The organism is Mesorhizobium sp. CA13 (genome assembly GCF_020165235.1).
In the GTDB taxonomy this organism is placed as follows: Bacteria; Pseudomonadota; Alphaproteobacteria; order Rhizobiales; family Rhizobiaceae; genus Mesorhizobium.
The window spans coordinates 137,400-149,816 of record NZ_JAIUHS010000002.1; the positions used below are offsets into that span (position 1 = coordinate 137,400).

Consider the following 12,417-nt stretch of genomic DNA (forward strand, 5'->3'; position numbering starts at 1 on the left):
GGCAGCCCGCATATCGTTGTTCGTTGCGTGCTCTTGTCGGCCGCGCCATCTGGTTGGGGCGCCTGCCGCTGTCTGGAAAGGTAGGCGGATAATCGTGCTCTGGCAAACTCAGGAAGTTCCGGAAAACCCGGCCTGTCTTGCCTTTTCGTTCGCAATCCGCCCAAAACCTTGTCAAAAATTACCATTGCAGGGAAATTACGTCAATAGTACTGACATAATCTTCCCTGCCCATGGAGTAGAGATGACGGATCGAAGCCGAACAGCCGGGACACCGATCAGGACCGCGATGTCAATCGAGGATGGCATCGATTTCGCCCTCATCGAGCTGTTTTTCTTCGCCTATCGCGATTTCACCTCGGATCCCGATCAGATCCTGGCCGACTATGGCTTCGGCCGCGCCCACCACAGGGTGCTGCATTTCGTCAACCGCAGGCCGGGCCTGACGGTCGCCGAACTGCTCGATGTCTTGAAGATCACCAAGCAGAGCCTGGCGCGCGTGCTGAAGCAGCTGATCGACACCGACCATGTCGTGCAGTTGCAAGGGCCGCGCGACCGTCGCCAGCGCGAACTGTATCCAACCGCCAAGGGCCGCGCGCTGGCGCTGGCGCTGGCGCGGCCACAGTCGCGCCGCATCCATGCTGCATTGGAAGATTCCGGAGCCGCCGAACGGACCCAGGTGGAACGCTTCCTCGAAGCAATGGTCAATCCGGAACTGAGAGCCCAGATCGACGTTGGGTCCGCAAAAATGTCAGGGAAAAGCCATGGAGAGCACTGAACGCGCTGATCACGCGGCCGCACCGGACGACGATGCGCCGCATCTGCTTGTGGTCGATGACGACACCCGCATCCGCAACCTGCTCAAGCAATATCTGACCGAGAACGGTTTTCGCGTCACCGTCGCCGGCACTTCGGGCGAAGCCCGACGCAAACTCGCCGGCCTCGACTTCGATCTTCTTGTGCTGGACGTGATGATGCCCGGCGAAAACGGCGTCGATCTGACAAAGGCGCTGCGGGCCGAGAAGAACGTGCCGATCCTGATGCTGACGGCGCTATCGGAGACCGACAGCCGCATCACCGGCCTGGAGGCCGGCGCCGACGATTACCTGCCAAAGCCCTTCGATCCGCGCGAATTGATCCTGCGCATCAACAACATCCTGCGCCGCGGCGGCCCTGCGACCACGCCCAAGGTGGAGCAACTCGTCTTCGGTCCCTACACATTCCAGATCGCCAGGCGCGAATTGAAGCGTGGCGGCGAGGCGCTGAAGCTGACCGATCGCGAGCAGGAGATCCTGGCGATATTCGCCGCGCGCGCCGGCGAAACCATCCCGCGCCACGAACTGGTCGGCGACGAATCGGATGTCGGCGAGCGCACCATCGACGTCCAGATCAACCGGCTGCGCCGCAAGATCGAGCGCGATCCCTCCAATCCGGTCTGGCTGCAGACGGTCCGCGGTATTGGGTATCGGCTCAGCGTCGAATAGACTACCGCCTTCGGCCTGGCGGCCACGGAGCGAGCGAAAGGTGAATGGCGACCACGGAACTGGAACAGCCGGAATCTGACGGCTTGAGCACGCGCCCCACACGGCTGCTCAAGAGGGTTCCGCGCGTCTGGAACCGGTTCTGGCGCCTCGTTTCGCTCTACATGCCCAAGCGCCTCTACGCGCGCTCGCTGATCATCGTCATCGCGCCGATGATCCTGCTGCAATCGGTGGTCGCTTTCGTCTTCATGGAGCGGCATTGGGCGACCGTGACACAGCGCCTGTCGCAGGCGACCGTGCGCGACATCGCCGCCATCATCGACCTGATCGAGACCTATCCGCACGACGCCGACTACGCCAACATCATCCGCATCGCCCAGGACCGCATGCAGTTGAAGGTCGACCTCCTGCCGCCCGACCCGCTGCCGCCGCCCGGGCCAAAGCCGTTCTTCTCCATCCTCGACGACGTTCTCTCCGCCGAGATCACCCGCCAGATCAACCGGCCGTTCTGGATCGACACGGTCGGCAATTCCAACATCATCGAGGTGCGCGTCCAGCTCGAAGGCAAGGTGTTGCGCGTCTTCGTGCGCCGCAGCCAGGCCTATGCTTCGAACACGCACATCTTCCTGATCTGGATGGTCGGTACCTCGCTGGTGCTGCTGATGATCGCCATTCCCTTCCTGCGCAACCAGATCCGGCCGATCCTGACGCTGGCCGAAGCCGCCGAAAGCTTCGGCAAGGGCCGGCCGATGCCGCGTGATTTCCGCCCGCGCGGCGCGGAGGAGGTCCGCCGCGCCGGCTTTGCCTTCATCCAGATGCGCGAGCGCATCGAGCGCCAGATCGAACAGCGCACCGCCATGCTCACCGGCGTCAGCCATGACCTCAGAACCATCCTCACCCGCTTCAAGCTGCAGCTGGCGCTGGCGGGCGGCAAGGCCGAGACCAAGGCCGCGCTCAACCAGGACATCGACGACATGCAGTCGATGCTCGAAGGCTATCTCGCCTTCGCCCGTGGCGAGGCCTCGGAAGACACCGGGCGCTTCGATCTCGAAGCTTATTTCCAGAAGCTGAGCGAGGAAGCCCGGTTGCGCAAATGCAAATTGTCGACGACGCTTTCCGGCGATCCGACCGTGCATGTGCGGCCGAACGCCTTCGCCAGGCTGATGTCGAATGTCATCGGCAACGCCTTCCGCTACGCCAAGACGGTGGAGGTGGCTGCCAATCATGGCCGCGGCTCGCTTGTGGTCACCATCGACGATGACGGTCCGGGCATTCCGGCCGAAAAGCGCGAAGAGGTGTTCAAACCCTTCATGCGGCTCGACGAAGCCCGCAATCTCGATGCCAGCGGCACTGGCCTCGGCCTGTCGATCGCGCGCGACATCGCCCGCAGCCATGGCGGCGACATCACGCTCGACGTCAGCCCGCTCGGCGGCTTGCGCGCCGTGATCAAGGTTCCGGCCTGACGGGGGTTTTGATCGCGGGAAAGCGCTAACCGCTTTCGGACGAGGCCATGCTCGGCCGATTTCATTGGCCCGTCATGAAATCATGCTGAAGAGCGCGCATGAAGCGCGCGACCTCACTTGATTCGAACCCGCCGTCTCACTTCGATCCCGTGCCCGCCAGGGTGCGCTGGAGCGAAGCGAGGGCCGCCGGCTGGTCGCCGTCCCGGCATCGTACCGAGGCAACCGCCGACCTTTCGAGCAAAGGCCCGCCATGCGCATATTGATGGTCACCGACGCCTGGCGCCCACAGGTCAACGGCGTCGTCCACACGCTGGAGCGGCTCACCGAAACGCTGAAAGCGTTCGACGTCGCGGTGGATTTCCTGACACCCAATATCTTCCACACCTTGCCCTTGCCGACCTATCCCGATATTCGCCTGGCGCTGACCACGCCAGGCCACGTCGCGCGCCTGATCGGGGCCTACAAGGCAGACCACATCCACATCGTCACCGAAGGTCCGCTCGGCATCATGGCGCGGCGCTACTGCCGCAATGCCGGCCGGCCGTTTACCACCAGCTACCACACACGCTTTCCCGAATATCTCAGCGCCCGGCTGCCGGTTCCGGAAAGCTGGGCCTATCGCTGGCTGCGCGATTTCCACAATTCCGGCCAGGGCACGCTGGTCGCGACGCAGTCGCTGGCGGATGATCTTGCAGCGCGCGGCTTCAACAAGCTGAGACCATGGACGCGCGGCGTCGATACCGATCATTTCCGGCCCGACAAGAGGAAGGATCTCGGCTTCCCCGGCCCGTTGTTCCTCTGTGTCGGCCGCGTCGCCATCGAGAAGAACCTCTCCGCCTTCCTCGATCTCGACCTGCCCGGCAGCAAGGTGGTTGTCGGCGAGGGCCCGGAACTGGCGAAGCTCAAGGCGCGCTACCCCGCCGCCCATTTCCTTGGCCACCGCCCCAACGACGAACTGGCCGAGATCTACGCCTCGGCCGACGTCTTCGTCTTTCCGAGCCGCACCGACACTTTCGGCAACGTCATCATCGAGGCGCTGGCCAGCGGCACGCCGGTCGCCGCCTTTCCGGTCACGGGACCGATCGACATCGTCGGCGACGGCTTCGGCGGCGCGGTCTCCAGCGACCTGCGCGAAGCCTCGCTCGCCGCCCTCGATGTCGACCGCGCCCAGGCGCGAGAACGCGCCATGCGCTACAGCTGGAAAGTCTGTGCGGAAATGTTTCTCGATACGGTCCAGGAAGCGCTGGGCACGACGCGGAAACTGGCGGCCTGACGCTCCCTCTCGGCTAAAACAGCCGCCCGCCGTCCGGCACCTTGCGCTCGATGGCGCCGAGCACCACGGCGCCCTCCTCGTCGGGAAAGCCGAGCGTCAGCACTTCCGACATGAATGGCCCGATCTGGCGCGGCGGAAAATTGACCACCGCGAACACCTGCCGGCCGATCAGCGTCTCGGGCGTATAATATTTGGTGATCTGCGCCGACGATTTCTTCACCCCGATCTCGGGGCCAAAATCGATCTTGAGCTTGAACGCCGGCTTGCGCGCCTGCGGAAACGGTTCGGCCTCGACGATCGTGCCGGCGCGGATGTCGACACGATCGAAATCGGCGAAACTGATCTCGGGCTTGCGCTCGCTACTTGAACTCATGTCGAAGGCATCTTGGTCAGGCGTTGCCGAACGTCTCGAACAGCACCCCGGCCAGAGCGTCCTTGGCCGATGTGCCGGACCAGACGACGAACTGGAACGCCTGGAAGTAACATTCGCAGGCCTCCAGCGCCGACGACAGCAGCACCTCGACCTGCTGGCTCGACGGCTCGACCCCGCCGGCCAGAAGCAGCGACTGGCGGAACATGATCGCGCCTTCCTGCTCCCACAGGTCGAAATGGCCGAACAGCATCTGTTCGTTGATCAGCGACAAGAGCCGCATCACTTCCAGCGCGCGCGCCTCCGGCACCTTGATGTCAAAGGCGCAGGCCAGATGCAGCGCCTCGAAATCCTCCATCCACGAGAAGGAGACGTGATAGTCGGTCCAGCTTCCGGCGACCGAGATCGAGATTTCGTCGTCGCCGGCCCGTTCGAAGGACCAGTCATTGTTGTGGGCCACCTGCTCAATGACATCCACCGGATGGATTTCGCGGGAGAATTCGAGTTCGAGAAGTTCCATGGAATGCTTCCTGTGTTCAGGGGAGCGCCACACGCTCCGCGGGGCACACACGACGAACAATCTGATCTAGAACTCGGACGGCCAGGACTTCTCGACGCAAAGACCCCAGACCGGACCCCACCGCCCGGCGCATGACCCTGCTCCGAATCATGCAACAAATTCAGTCTATTGATCGGGAGTCGCGTGAACAGCCCAATTTTTCGCGCTGCGTCATTCGCATGTGGAAAGGCGCTGTCACACAGAGTCACGCAATGCCGGTAAGCGATTCACGGCAAAGCGCTTTTCAGGCTGGTGCTTTGTGGAAAAGTTTAACGAATTATTTTTTAGGTCTGGGCTTTGCGGAAGCCGCAGGTGTGGCCTGCCCGGTCAGTTCGGCAAGCCTGGCCTCGAGCGCCTCGATGCGGTCGACAAGGCGAGCATTCTCTTCCCTGGCCTTGGCGGCCATTTCGCGCGCGGCCTCGAACTCCTCGCGCTGCACCACGTCCATCGAATTCAGGATGCGTTCGGCCTGTCCCTTGAAGGCGGTCTCCACCTCACGCCGCACGCCCTGCGCGGCACCCGCGGCATCGGTCATCAGCTTGGCGAATTCGTCGAGAATGCGGTTCGGTCCGGTCGACATGGCAAATCCTCGGTTGCTGAAGTTGAGTTAGTGGTGTGGCGCGCCGAATGCAAGAACGTTGAGGGTTGCCGCGCGATCTGCGTTGCTGTGGCGCATGGCGGTGGCATTCCTGTAAGAAGCTCTCGGACGGCGCCAGAGCTGTACTAGAGGGCGCCAGCTCGCCTATTGTGTTCTCGTCTCGTATTTCCTCAAGCACACTTCAGTCAGGGTCACCAATGGCAACCCCTCCGCGCCGACCGACAAATCCGATGGCAGCCGCCGAAGCTGCCTTCAAACCGGTGAAGAAGCCGGCACCGCCAATTCGCGAAGCTTCGGCCGCGCCGAACGTCCGCGAGCTTGTTTCGATCCGGATCGACCGGGCCGTGCTCGATCATTTCCAGGAAGATGGCCCCGGCTGGCAGGACAGGATCAACGACGCGTTGCGGCAGTTGGTGGCCGCCAAGCCAAAGGATTGAGCTCACCGCCCGCACGGCGCGATGGGCCTGCAAGCGGTGATCCGATCCGATCCTTGACGCCGACCGCCTTGCCTTGACCCCGCCAAAACCCTGCCGCATGGTCCGCGCCAAACGCAACCGAGAGCTCCCCGTTGAACGAATATTTCCTGCTGCCGCTGGCCTCGTTGCCCTTTCCCAACATCGACCCGGTGCTGATTCGGATCGGACCGCTGGCGGTGCACTGGTACGGCGTCGGCTACATCGTCGGCATCCTGTTCGCCTGGTGGTACGCCAAGCGGCTCGCCGCCAATCCGAAACTCTGGCCCGACGGCATCCTGCCGATGAAGCCGGAGGACCTGGATGATTTCATCATCTGGGCGGCCATCGGCGTCGTGCTGGGCGGGCGCACCGGCTACGTGCTGTTCTACGACCTGCCGCGCTATATCGCGCATCCGCTCGACATCTTCGCCGTCTGGCAGGGCGGCATGTCGTTCCATGGCGGCCTGCTCGGCGTCATCCTCGCCATGACGCTGTTTTCGATCAAGCGCGGCATCCGCACCTGGTCACTGTTCGACGTCGTGGCCGCCGGCGTGCCGGTCGGTCTTGGCCTCGTGCGCGTCGCCAACTTCATCAACTCCGAGCTCTGGGGCCGGCCAACCGACGTGCCGTGGGCGATCGAGTTTCCCAATGGCGGCCCGTTTACCCGCCATCCGAGCCAGCTTTACGAGGCCCTGCTTGAAGGCCTGGTGCTCTTTCTCGTGCTGCGCTTCCTCACCCATTCGCGCCTCAAGCTGAAGACGCCGCGCTTCGTCGGCGGTGCCTTCATCTGCGGCTATGGCCTGTCGCGCATAGCAGTCGAATTCTTCCGCGAACCCGACCAGCAGCTCGGCTATCTCCTTGGCACCAACTGGCTCACCATGGGCATGATCCTGTCCTCGCCGATGGTGCTGGCCGGCATTTGGGCGATGACGACAGCCAAGCCGGTGCCGCAGTCACGGCCGCAGGCGACATGACGCGGCTGAAGACACGCATCGTCGATCTGATCGAGGCGACGGGGCCGATCCCCGTCAACGAATACATGGCATTGTGCCTCTTCGATCCCGAGGCGGGCTACTACACCACGCGCGAACCGTTCGGCGCCGCCGGCGATTTCATCACCGCGCCGGAGATCAGCCAGATGTTCGGCGAGCTCGTCGCCGTCTGGCTCTACCAGGCCTGGCTGGCGGTCGGCCGGCCGACGCCGGTCACCATCGGCGAGATCGGCCCCGGCCGCGGCACGCTGATGAAGGACATGCTTCGCACCCTGTCGCGGCTCGAACCGGCACTGGCCAACGACGCTGTCTTCGCCATGATCGAGACCAGCCCGCGCCTGAGAGAGGTGCAGAAACAGACGCTCGGCGCCACACCCTTCTCCATTCGCTGGCACGAGACCATCGATACGCTGCCGCCGCAGCCGCTCTTCATCGTCGGCAACGAATTGTTCGACGCCATCCCCATCCGCCAGTTCGTCCGCGCCGGCACCGGCTGGCGCGAGCGCGTGGTCGGCCTCGACGCCACGAACAATCTTTCCTTCTTCGCCGGCGCCGGCTCCATCGACCCGACGCTGCTGCCCGCCGATGCCGGCGAAGCGCCGCAAGGCGCGATCGTCGAGATAGCTCCTGCCCGCACCGCCCTGATGGCGGCCATAGCCGAGCGCATAGCCGCTCATGGCGGCTCCGGCCTGTTTGTCGACTATGGCCATCTGCGGCCGGGTGTCGGCGACACATTGCAGGCTTTGCGCCGTCATGATCACGAAGATGTGCTGGCCAATCCCGGGCAAGCCGACCTCACCTCCCATGTCGATTTCGCCGCCCTTGCCGCGGTGGCGGGCGCGCATGGTCTCGACGCCCATCTGTCGACGCAGGGCGATTTCCTGCTCGGCCTGGGCATTCTCGAGCGCGCCGGCCGGCTTGGCGCCGATGCCAGCCAGGCGGCACGCGACAAGATCGCTGGCGATGTCGAACGCCTCGCCGGGCCGCAGGCCATGGGCGACCTGTTCAAGGTGCTTGCCATAGTGCCGCGCGGCGTTGCCGTTCGCCCCCTTGCCCAGGCTCCGGGCTCCGATTGACGAGCGCCTGACGGCGGTCCGTCCGGTTGTGCCGGTACATTTTCATGGCCGGCAACTCACGATAGGAATTTTTTCTTGACAGGGTGAAGGCAACTATGGTAGATATTTGGTTATGGTGCTGAGTTGCGCCAGGGACCCGCCGCACAGGCGGGTTTTTCCGTTCAAGGCTCTCTCAACAGCGCAGCGGCGAAGGAACCGTTTCCACGGATTCGTTGCATTGCCCCTTCGCCACGGCGGATTGACTTTTCACCGTCACCCCTCCCAATCTCCCGTCCGGCGAAAGAGCGGCTGAACGCCGGCCGTCTCGCTTTCCGACTTTTTCTTGACGAAACCGCCCACACGGACAACAACGCCCACATGCTGAATCAGACCAAACTGGATCCCGTGCGGTCGCCGCTGCTGGACCAGGCGCAGGCACAAGGCATCCGCCACGGTTATTTCACCCGCGTCGGCGGGGTCTCGACCGGCATCTATCAGGGCCTCAACATCGGCACCGGCTCGGATGACGAGCAGGCGCTGGTCGCCGAGAACCGCCGCCGTGTCGCCGCCTGGATGGGCGTGCCGGCGGACCATCTCCTGACCGTCTGGCAAATCCATTCGCCTGATGTCGTCATCGCCAGGGAACCCTTTGCCGGTGAACGCCCCAAGGCCGACGCCATCGTCACCGACCGGCCGGGCATCGCCATCGGCGCCTCGACCGCCGATTGCGGCCCTGTGCTGTTCGCGGATGCGGGGGCGCGCATCATCGGCGCGGCGCATGCCGGCTGGAAAGGCGCGTTCACGGGGGTGCTCGAGAACACCATTGCCGCCATGGAAAGTCTCGGCGCCAGCCGTGAAAACATCGTCGCGGTGCTCGGCCCCTCGATCGGCCCCGAAAACTATGAGGTCGGACCTGAATTCGTCGCCCGCTTCGTCGAGGCCGATGGCGAAAATGACAGGTATTTCGCACCTTCGGCGAATCCCGGTCATTCGATGTTCGACCTCAACCGCTACACGGTGGACCGGCTCGACAGGGCGGGTGTGACCGCGCAAGGTCTCGGCCGCTGCACCTATGCCGAGGAAGATCTGTTTTACTCCTACCGGCGCACGACGCACCGCAAGGAGCCCGATTACGGCCGGCAGGTGTCGGCAATCGTCTTGGAGAGTGAATGATGGCGCTGCATTTTGAACGATCCGAATTCGACGCGCGCCGCGACCGGCTGGTGATCGAGATGGCCGAGAAGAAGCTCGACGCCATCCTGCTCTTCGCGCAGGAAAGCATGTATTGGCTGACCGGCTACGACACTTTCGGTTTCTGCTTCTTCCAGTGCCTGGTGGTGAAAGCCGACGGGTCCATGGTGTTGCTGACCCGCTCGGCCGACTTGCGCCAGGCGCGCCACACCTCGATCATCGACAACATCGTGCTGTGGACCGATCGCGATGGCGCCAATCCGGCGGTCGACCTGCGCAATCTGCTGAACGAGCTCGACCTGCTCGGCGCCCGCATCGGCGTCGAATACGACACCCATGGGCTGACCGCCTATAATGGCCGCCGCCTCGACGAGCAGCTGCAGACCTTCGGCCAGATCGCCGATGCGTCCGGCATCGTCAGCCGGCTGCGCCTGTTCAAGAGCCCGGCCGAGATCGCCAAGGCCGAGAAGGCGGCGAACCTGGCCGACGACGCGCTGGATGCGGCCTTGCCGCTGATCAAGCAGGGCGGTGACGAGGCGCTGATCCTTGCCGCCATGCAAGGCGCGATCTTTGCCGGCGGCGGCGACTATCCGGCCAACGAATTCATCATCGGCTCCGGCGTCGACGCACTGCTGTGCCGCTACAAGGCCGGCCGCCGCAAGCTCACCAAGAACGATCAGTTGACGCTCGAATGGGCGGGAGTGTTTCATCACTATCATGCGCCGATGATGCGCACGGTGCTGACCGGCAAGGCCTCGAAGCGCCATCAGGACTTGTTCGACGCGGCCCGTGCCGCGCTGCTGGCGGTCGAGAAGGCAATGACCCCGGGCAACAGTTTCGGCGACGTGTTCGACGCGCATGCCCGCGTCATGGAGGCACGTGGACTGACCAAGCATCGGCTGAATGCCTGCGGCTATTCGGTCGGCGCCCGCTTCACCCCGTCCTGGATGGACATGCCGATGTTCTACCAGGGCAATCCCGAGCCGATCGCGCCGAACATGACGCTGTTCGCCCACATGATCATCATGGATTCCGAAACCGAGACGGCGATGACGCTTGGCCGCACCTATCTCACCACCGAATCACAGCCGAAGCCGCTTTCCCGCCATGATCTCGACTTGATCGTACAGTGAATCCACGGGTGGGAGGCGTTCTTCGCCAAGGAGTTAGAAGGCAAATGAGACGATCGCAGGTGACGACCGTGTCATTGCTCGTGGTCCTGGCGCTCGCCGCCTGCACCAACGCAAAAGACGTCCTCGAACCCTCCGCCATCACCCCGCCCACGGCCACGGCGCCGACAACCCAGGGCGGCGGCACCGCCACCCCGGCCCCGGCTGGCCCTGCCACGACCACGGCGGGCGCTCCTGCAACGACCACGGCGTCAGCCACGCCGGCCCAGACCGCGGCAATCCTTGCCAGGACGCGCCTGCAGATCGCGCCGATCGTCGGCGCTTCGGTGGAAGCGGCCACGCCGCTGACGGCGGAGTTGCAGACGCGCGCCAGGCAGCGCGGCATTACGCTGGCCGGCAGCGCCGACCAGACCGCGACCCATGTGCTCAAAGGTTATTTCTCGGTGATCTCCGAAGGCAAGGACACCACCGTCATCTATGTGTGGGACGTCTACGACCCCTCGGGCAACCGCCTGCACCGCATCAACGGCCAGCAGAAGGCGGCTTCGGCCAATTCCGGCGCCAACGGCGGCGGCGACAGCTGGAAAGCGGTGGCGCCAGCCACCATGCAGGCGATCGCCGACCAGACCATCGACCAGTTCGCGGCATGGCTCGGCGGCAAGGCGGGCTAGACCATCGGACCCGAATGGAAACGGCCGCGGGGAAATCCGATGCTCGAACAAGAGGGAGGAGCAGCGGCGCCGGGTCCGCTGCCCGGTGTTGCCCATACGCGATGGCGCGAACATTTCCCAGGATTAGCCGGCGGATTTCCAATCACGGTGCTTGCAATAGCCGCGCGGGCCGCTAAAAGCCCGGTGAAAGCCTCCACCAGGAACGGTGCATGAAACTCTTCGCGGGCAATTCCAACAGGGTGCTGGCCGAAGCGGTCGCCCGCTATCTCAACATCCCGCTGGGCAAAGCCAGTGTCAGGCGCTTCGCCGACCAGGAAATCTTCGTCGAGATCCAGGAGAACGTGCGCGGCGAGGATGTCTTCATCCTGCAGTCGACTTCCTTTCCGACCAACGATCACCTGATGGAACTGCTCATCATGATCGACGCCTTCATGCGCTCCTCGGCCAAGCGCATTACGGCGGTGATCCCCTATTTCGGCTATGCCAGGCAGGACCGCCGCGCCTCCGGCCGCACGCCGATCTCGGCCAAGCTGGTCGCCAACATGATCACCCGCGCCGGCGTCGACCGCGTGCTCACGCTCGACCTCCACGCCGGCCAGATCCAGGGCTTCTTCGATATTCCGACCGACAATCTCTTCTCGGTGCCGGTCATGGCCCGCGACGTGAAGGCGAAATACAAGCAGCTTGGCAACGTCGTCGTCGTGTCGCCCGACATCGGTGGCGTGGTGCGTGCACGCGCGCTGGCCAAGCGCTTCGACGCACAGCTCGCCATCGTCGACAAACGCCGCGAGCGTCCCGGCGAATCGGAGGTCATGAACATCATCGGCGCGGTCGCCGGCAAGGACTGCCTGCTGATCGACGACATCGTCGATTCCGGCGGCACGCTGTGCAACGCCGCCGATGCGCTGCTGGCCAACGGCGCCACCAGCGTCACCGCCTATATCACTCATGGCGTGCTGTCGGGTGGCGCGGTCGCCCGCATCAGCGGCTCCAAGCTGCAGGAACTGGTGATCACCGACTCCATCCAGCCGACCCAGGGCGTGCTCGACGCTCCCAATATCCGCGTCATCTCGATCGCCGACCTGATGGGCGAGGCCATCTCGCGCACGGCAACCGAGGAATCGGTGTCGAGCCTGTTCGACTGATTGTCGATCCCGGCGGGCGCGTAGCGCAGCAAAACCG

The 12,417-nt window shown here is 64.0% G+C and carries 14 protein-coding genes; 11 read left to right on the top strand and 3 right to left on the bottom strand.

Translation table 11 applies throughout. From position 1 onward, the window contains the following. Positions 1 to 241 precede the first annotated feature (241 nt). The 4 genes from LB566_RS06210 to LB566_RS06225 all read left to right on the top strand — a co-directional run bounded on the left by LB566_RS06210 (position 242) and on the right by LB566_RS06225 (position 4,214). Positions 242 to 775, top strand: a complete 534-nt coding sequence (locus LB566_RS06210; RefSeq protein WP_181172411.1) for a MarR family winged helix-turn-helix transcriptional regulator — start codon at positions 242 to 244, stop codon at positions 773 to 775. Further along, complete coding sequence (locus tag LB566_RS06215) at positions 762 to 1,481, top strand: response regulator (RefSeq protein WP_140549875.1); 720 nt, start codon at positions 762 to 764, stop codon at positions 1,479 to 1,481. Before LB566_RS06210 ends, LB566_RS06215 begins: the two co-directional genes overlap by 14 nt. 44 nt (positions 1,482 to 1,525) lie before the next feature. Then, positions 1,526 to 2,941 (top strand): ATP-binding protein, encoded by a 1,416-nt coding sequence (locus LB566_RS06220; protein ID WP_140549874.1) that lies wholly within the window; start codon positions 1,526 to 1,528, stop codon positions 2,939 to 2,941. A 250-nt stretch (positions 2,942 to 3,191) separates the two neighbouring features. Continuing rightward, positions 3,192 to 4,214 (top strand): glycosyltransferase family 4 protein, encoded by a 1,023-nt coding sequence (locus LB566_RS06225; RefSeq protein WP_224623754.1) that lies wholly within the window; start codon positions 3,192 to 3,194, stop codon positions 4,212 to 4,214. A 13-nt stretch (positions 4,215 to 4,227) separates the two neighbouring features. Here LB566_RS06225 and LB566_RS06230 read toward each other — a convergent pair whose 3' ends face one another. The 3 genes from LB566_RS06230 to LB566_RS06240 all read right to left on the bottom strand — a co-directional run bounded on the left by LB566_RS06230 (position 4,228) and on the right by LB566_RS06240 (position 5,723). Continuing rightward, on the bottom strand, positions 4,228 to 4,587 hold the full coding sequence (locus tag LB566_RS06230; RefSeq protein ID WP_140549872.1) for a tRNA-binding protein: 360 nt from the start codon (positions 4,585 to 4,587) through the stop codon (positions 4,228 to 4,230). 16 nt (positions 4,588 to 4,603) lie between these two features. Further along, positions 4,604 to 5,104, bottom strand: coding sequence for a YbjN domain-containing protein (locus tag LB566_RS06235; RefSeq protein WP_127855850.1), 501 nt, complete (start codon positions 5,102 to 5,104; stop codon positions 4,604 to 4,606). Between the two features lie 316 nt (positions 5,105 to 5,420). Next, positions 5,421 to 5,723, bottom strand: a complete 303-nt coding sequence (locus LB566_RS06240; protein WP_140516880.1) for an accessory factor UbiK family protein — start codon at positions 5,721 to 5,723, stop codon at positions 5,421 to 5,423. A 215-nt stretch (positions 5,724 to 5,938) separates the two neighbouring features. On the opposite strand from LB566_RS06240, the gene LB566_RS06245 reads away from it, so the two are divergent. The 7 genes from LB566_RS06245 (at position 5,939) to LB566_RS06275 (ending at position 12,380) form a co-directional block, all read left to right on the top strand. Further along, positions 5,939 to 6,178, top strand: coding sequence for a BrnA antitoxin family protein (locus LB566_RS06245; protein WP_140549871.1), 240 nt, complete (start codon positions 5,939 to 5,941; stop codon positions 6,176 to 6,178). Positions 6,179 to 6,309: 131 nt separating this feature from the next. Continuing rightward, positions 6,310 to 7,170, top strand: coding sequence for a prolipoprotein diacylglyceryl transferase (gene lgt / locus LB566_RS06250; protein ID WP_224623755.1), 861 nt, complete (start codon positions 6,310 to 6,312; stop codon positions 7,168 to 7,170). Then, on the top strand, positions 7,167 to 8,264 hold the full coding sequence (locus tag LB566_RS06255; protein ID WP_224623756.1) for a class I SAM-dependent methyltransferase: 1,098 nt from the start codon (positions 7,167 to 7,169) through the stop codon (positions 8,262 to 8,264). The genes lgt and LB566_RS06255 overlap by 4 nt, the downstream gene beginning before the upstream one ends. A gap of 357 nt (positions 8,265 to 8,621) precedes the next feature. Then, positions 8,622 to 9,416: a peptidoglycan editing factor PgeF gene (gene pgeF, locus LB566_RS06260; RefSeq protein WP_224623757.1), complete on the top strand. Its 795-nt coding sequence runs from the start codon at positions 8,622 to 8,624 to the stop codon at positions 9,414 to 9,416. Then, complete coding sequence (locus LB566_RS06265) at positions 9,416 to 10,567, top strand: M24 family metallopeptidase (protein WP_140549867.1); 1,152 nt, start codon at positions 9,416 to 9,418, stop codon at positions 10,565 to 10,567. Before pgeF ends, LB566_RS06265 begins: the two co-directional genes overlap by 1 nt. Before the next feature lie 44 nt (positions 10,568 to 10,611). Beyond that, the gene (locus LB566_RS06270; RefSeq protein ID WP_224623758.1) at positions 10,612 to 11,235 is read left to right on the top strand and encodes a hypothetical protein; all 624 of its coding nucleotides are present in this window, start codon (positions 10,612 to 10,614) and stop codon (positions 11,233 to 11,235) included. Between the two features lie 209 nt (positions 11,236 to 11,444). Then, a complete protein-coding gene (locus tag LB566_RS06275) occupies positions 11,445 to 12,380 on the top strand; it encodes a ribose-phosphate pyrophosphokinase (protein ID WP_019860650.1) in 936 nt (311 codons plus the stop codon). Positions 12,381 to 12,417 lie beyond the last annotated feature (37 nt).

Excerpts from the sequence above, each read along its gene's own strand:
- LB566_RS06245 (WP_140549871.1), top strand. The coding sequence starts at position 5,939 with ATGGCAACCCCTCCGCGCCGACCGACAAATCCGATGGCAGCCGCCGAA.
- LB566_RS06270 (WP_224623758.1), top strand. The coding sequence starts at position 10,612 with ATGAGACGATCGCAGGTGACGACCGTGTCATTGCTCGTGGTCCTGGCG.
- LB566_RS06225 (WP_224623754.1), top strand. The coding sequence starts at position 3,192 with ATGCGCATATTGATGGTCACCGACGCCTGGCGCCCACAGGTCAACGGC.
- LB566_RS06215 (WP_140549875.1), top strand. The coding sequence starts at position 762 with ATGGAGAGCACTGAACGCGCTGATCACGCGGCCGCACCGGACGACGAT.
- LB566_RS06235 (WP_127855850.1), bottom strand. The coding sequence starts at position 5,104 with ATGGAACTTCTCGAACTCGAATTCTCCCGCGAAATCCATCCGGTGGAT.
- LB566_RS06210 (WP_181172411.1), top strand. The coding sequence starts at position 242 with ATGACGGATCGAAGCCGAACAGCCGGGACACCGATCAGGACCGCGATG.
- pgeF (WP_224623757.1), top strand. The coding sequence starts at position 8,622 with ATGCTGAATCAGACCAAACTGGATCCCGTGCGGTCGCCGCTGCTGGAC.
- LB566_RS06220 (WP_140549874.1), top strand. The coding sequence starts at position 1,526 with ATGGCGACCACGGAACTGGAACAGCCGGAATCTGACGGCTTGAGCACG.
- LB566_RS06265 (WP_140549867.1), top strand. The coding sequence starts at position 9,416 with ATGGCGCTGCATTTTGAACGATCCGAATTCGACGCGCGCCGCGACCGG.
- LB566_RS06255 (WP_224623756.1), top strand. The coding sequence starts at position 7,167 with ATGACGCGGCTGAAGACACGCATCGTCGATCTGATCGAGGCGACGGGG.
- LB566_RS06230 (WP_140549872.1), bottom strand. The coding sequence starts at position 4,587 with ATGAGTTCAAGTAGCGAGCGCAAGCCCGAGATCAGTTTCGCCGATTTC.
- LB566_RS06240 (WP_140516880.1), bottom strand. The coding sequence starts at position 5,723 with ATGTCGACCGGACCGAACCGCATTCTCGACGAATTCGCCAAGCTGATG.
- LB566_RS06275 (WP_019860650.1), top strand. The coding sequence starts at position 11,445 with ATGAAACTCTTCGCGGGCAATTCCAACAGGGTGCTGGCCGAAGCGGTC.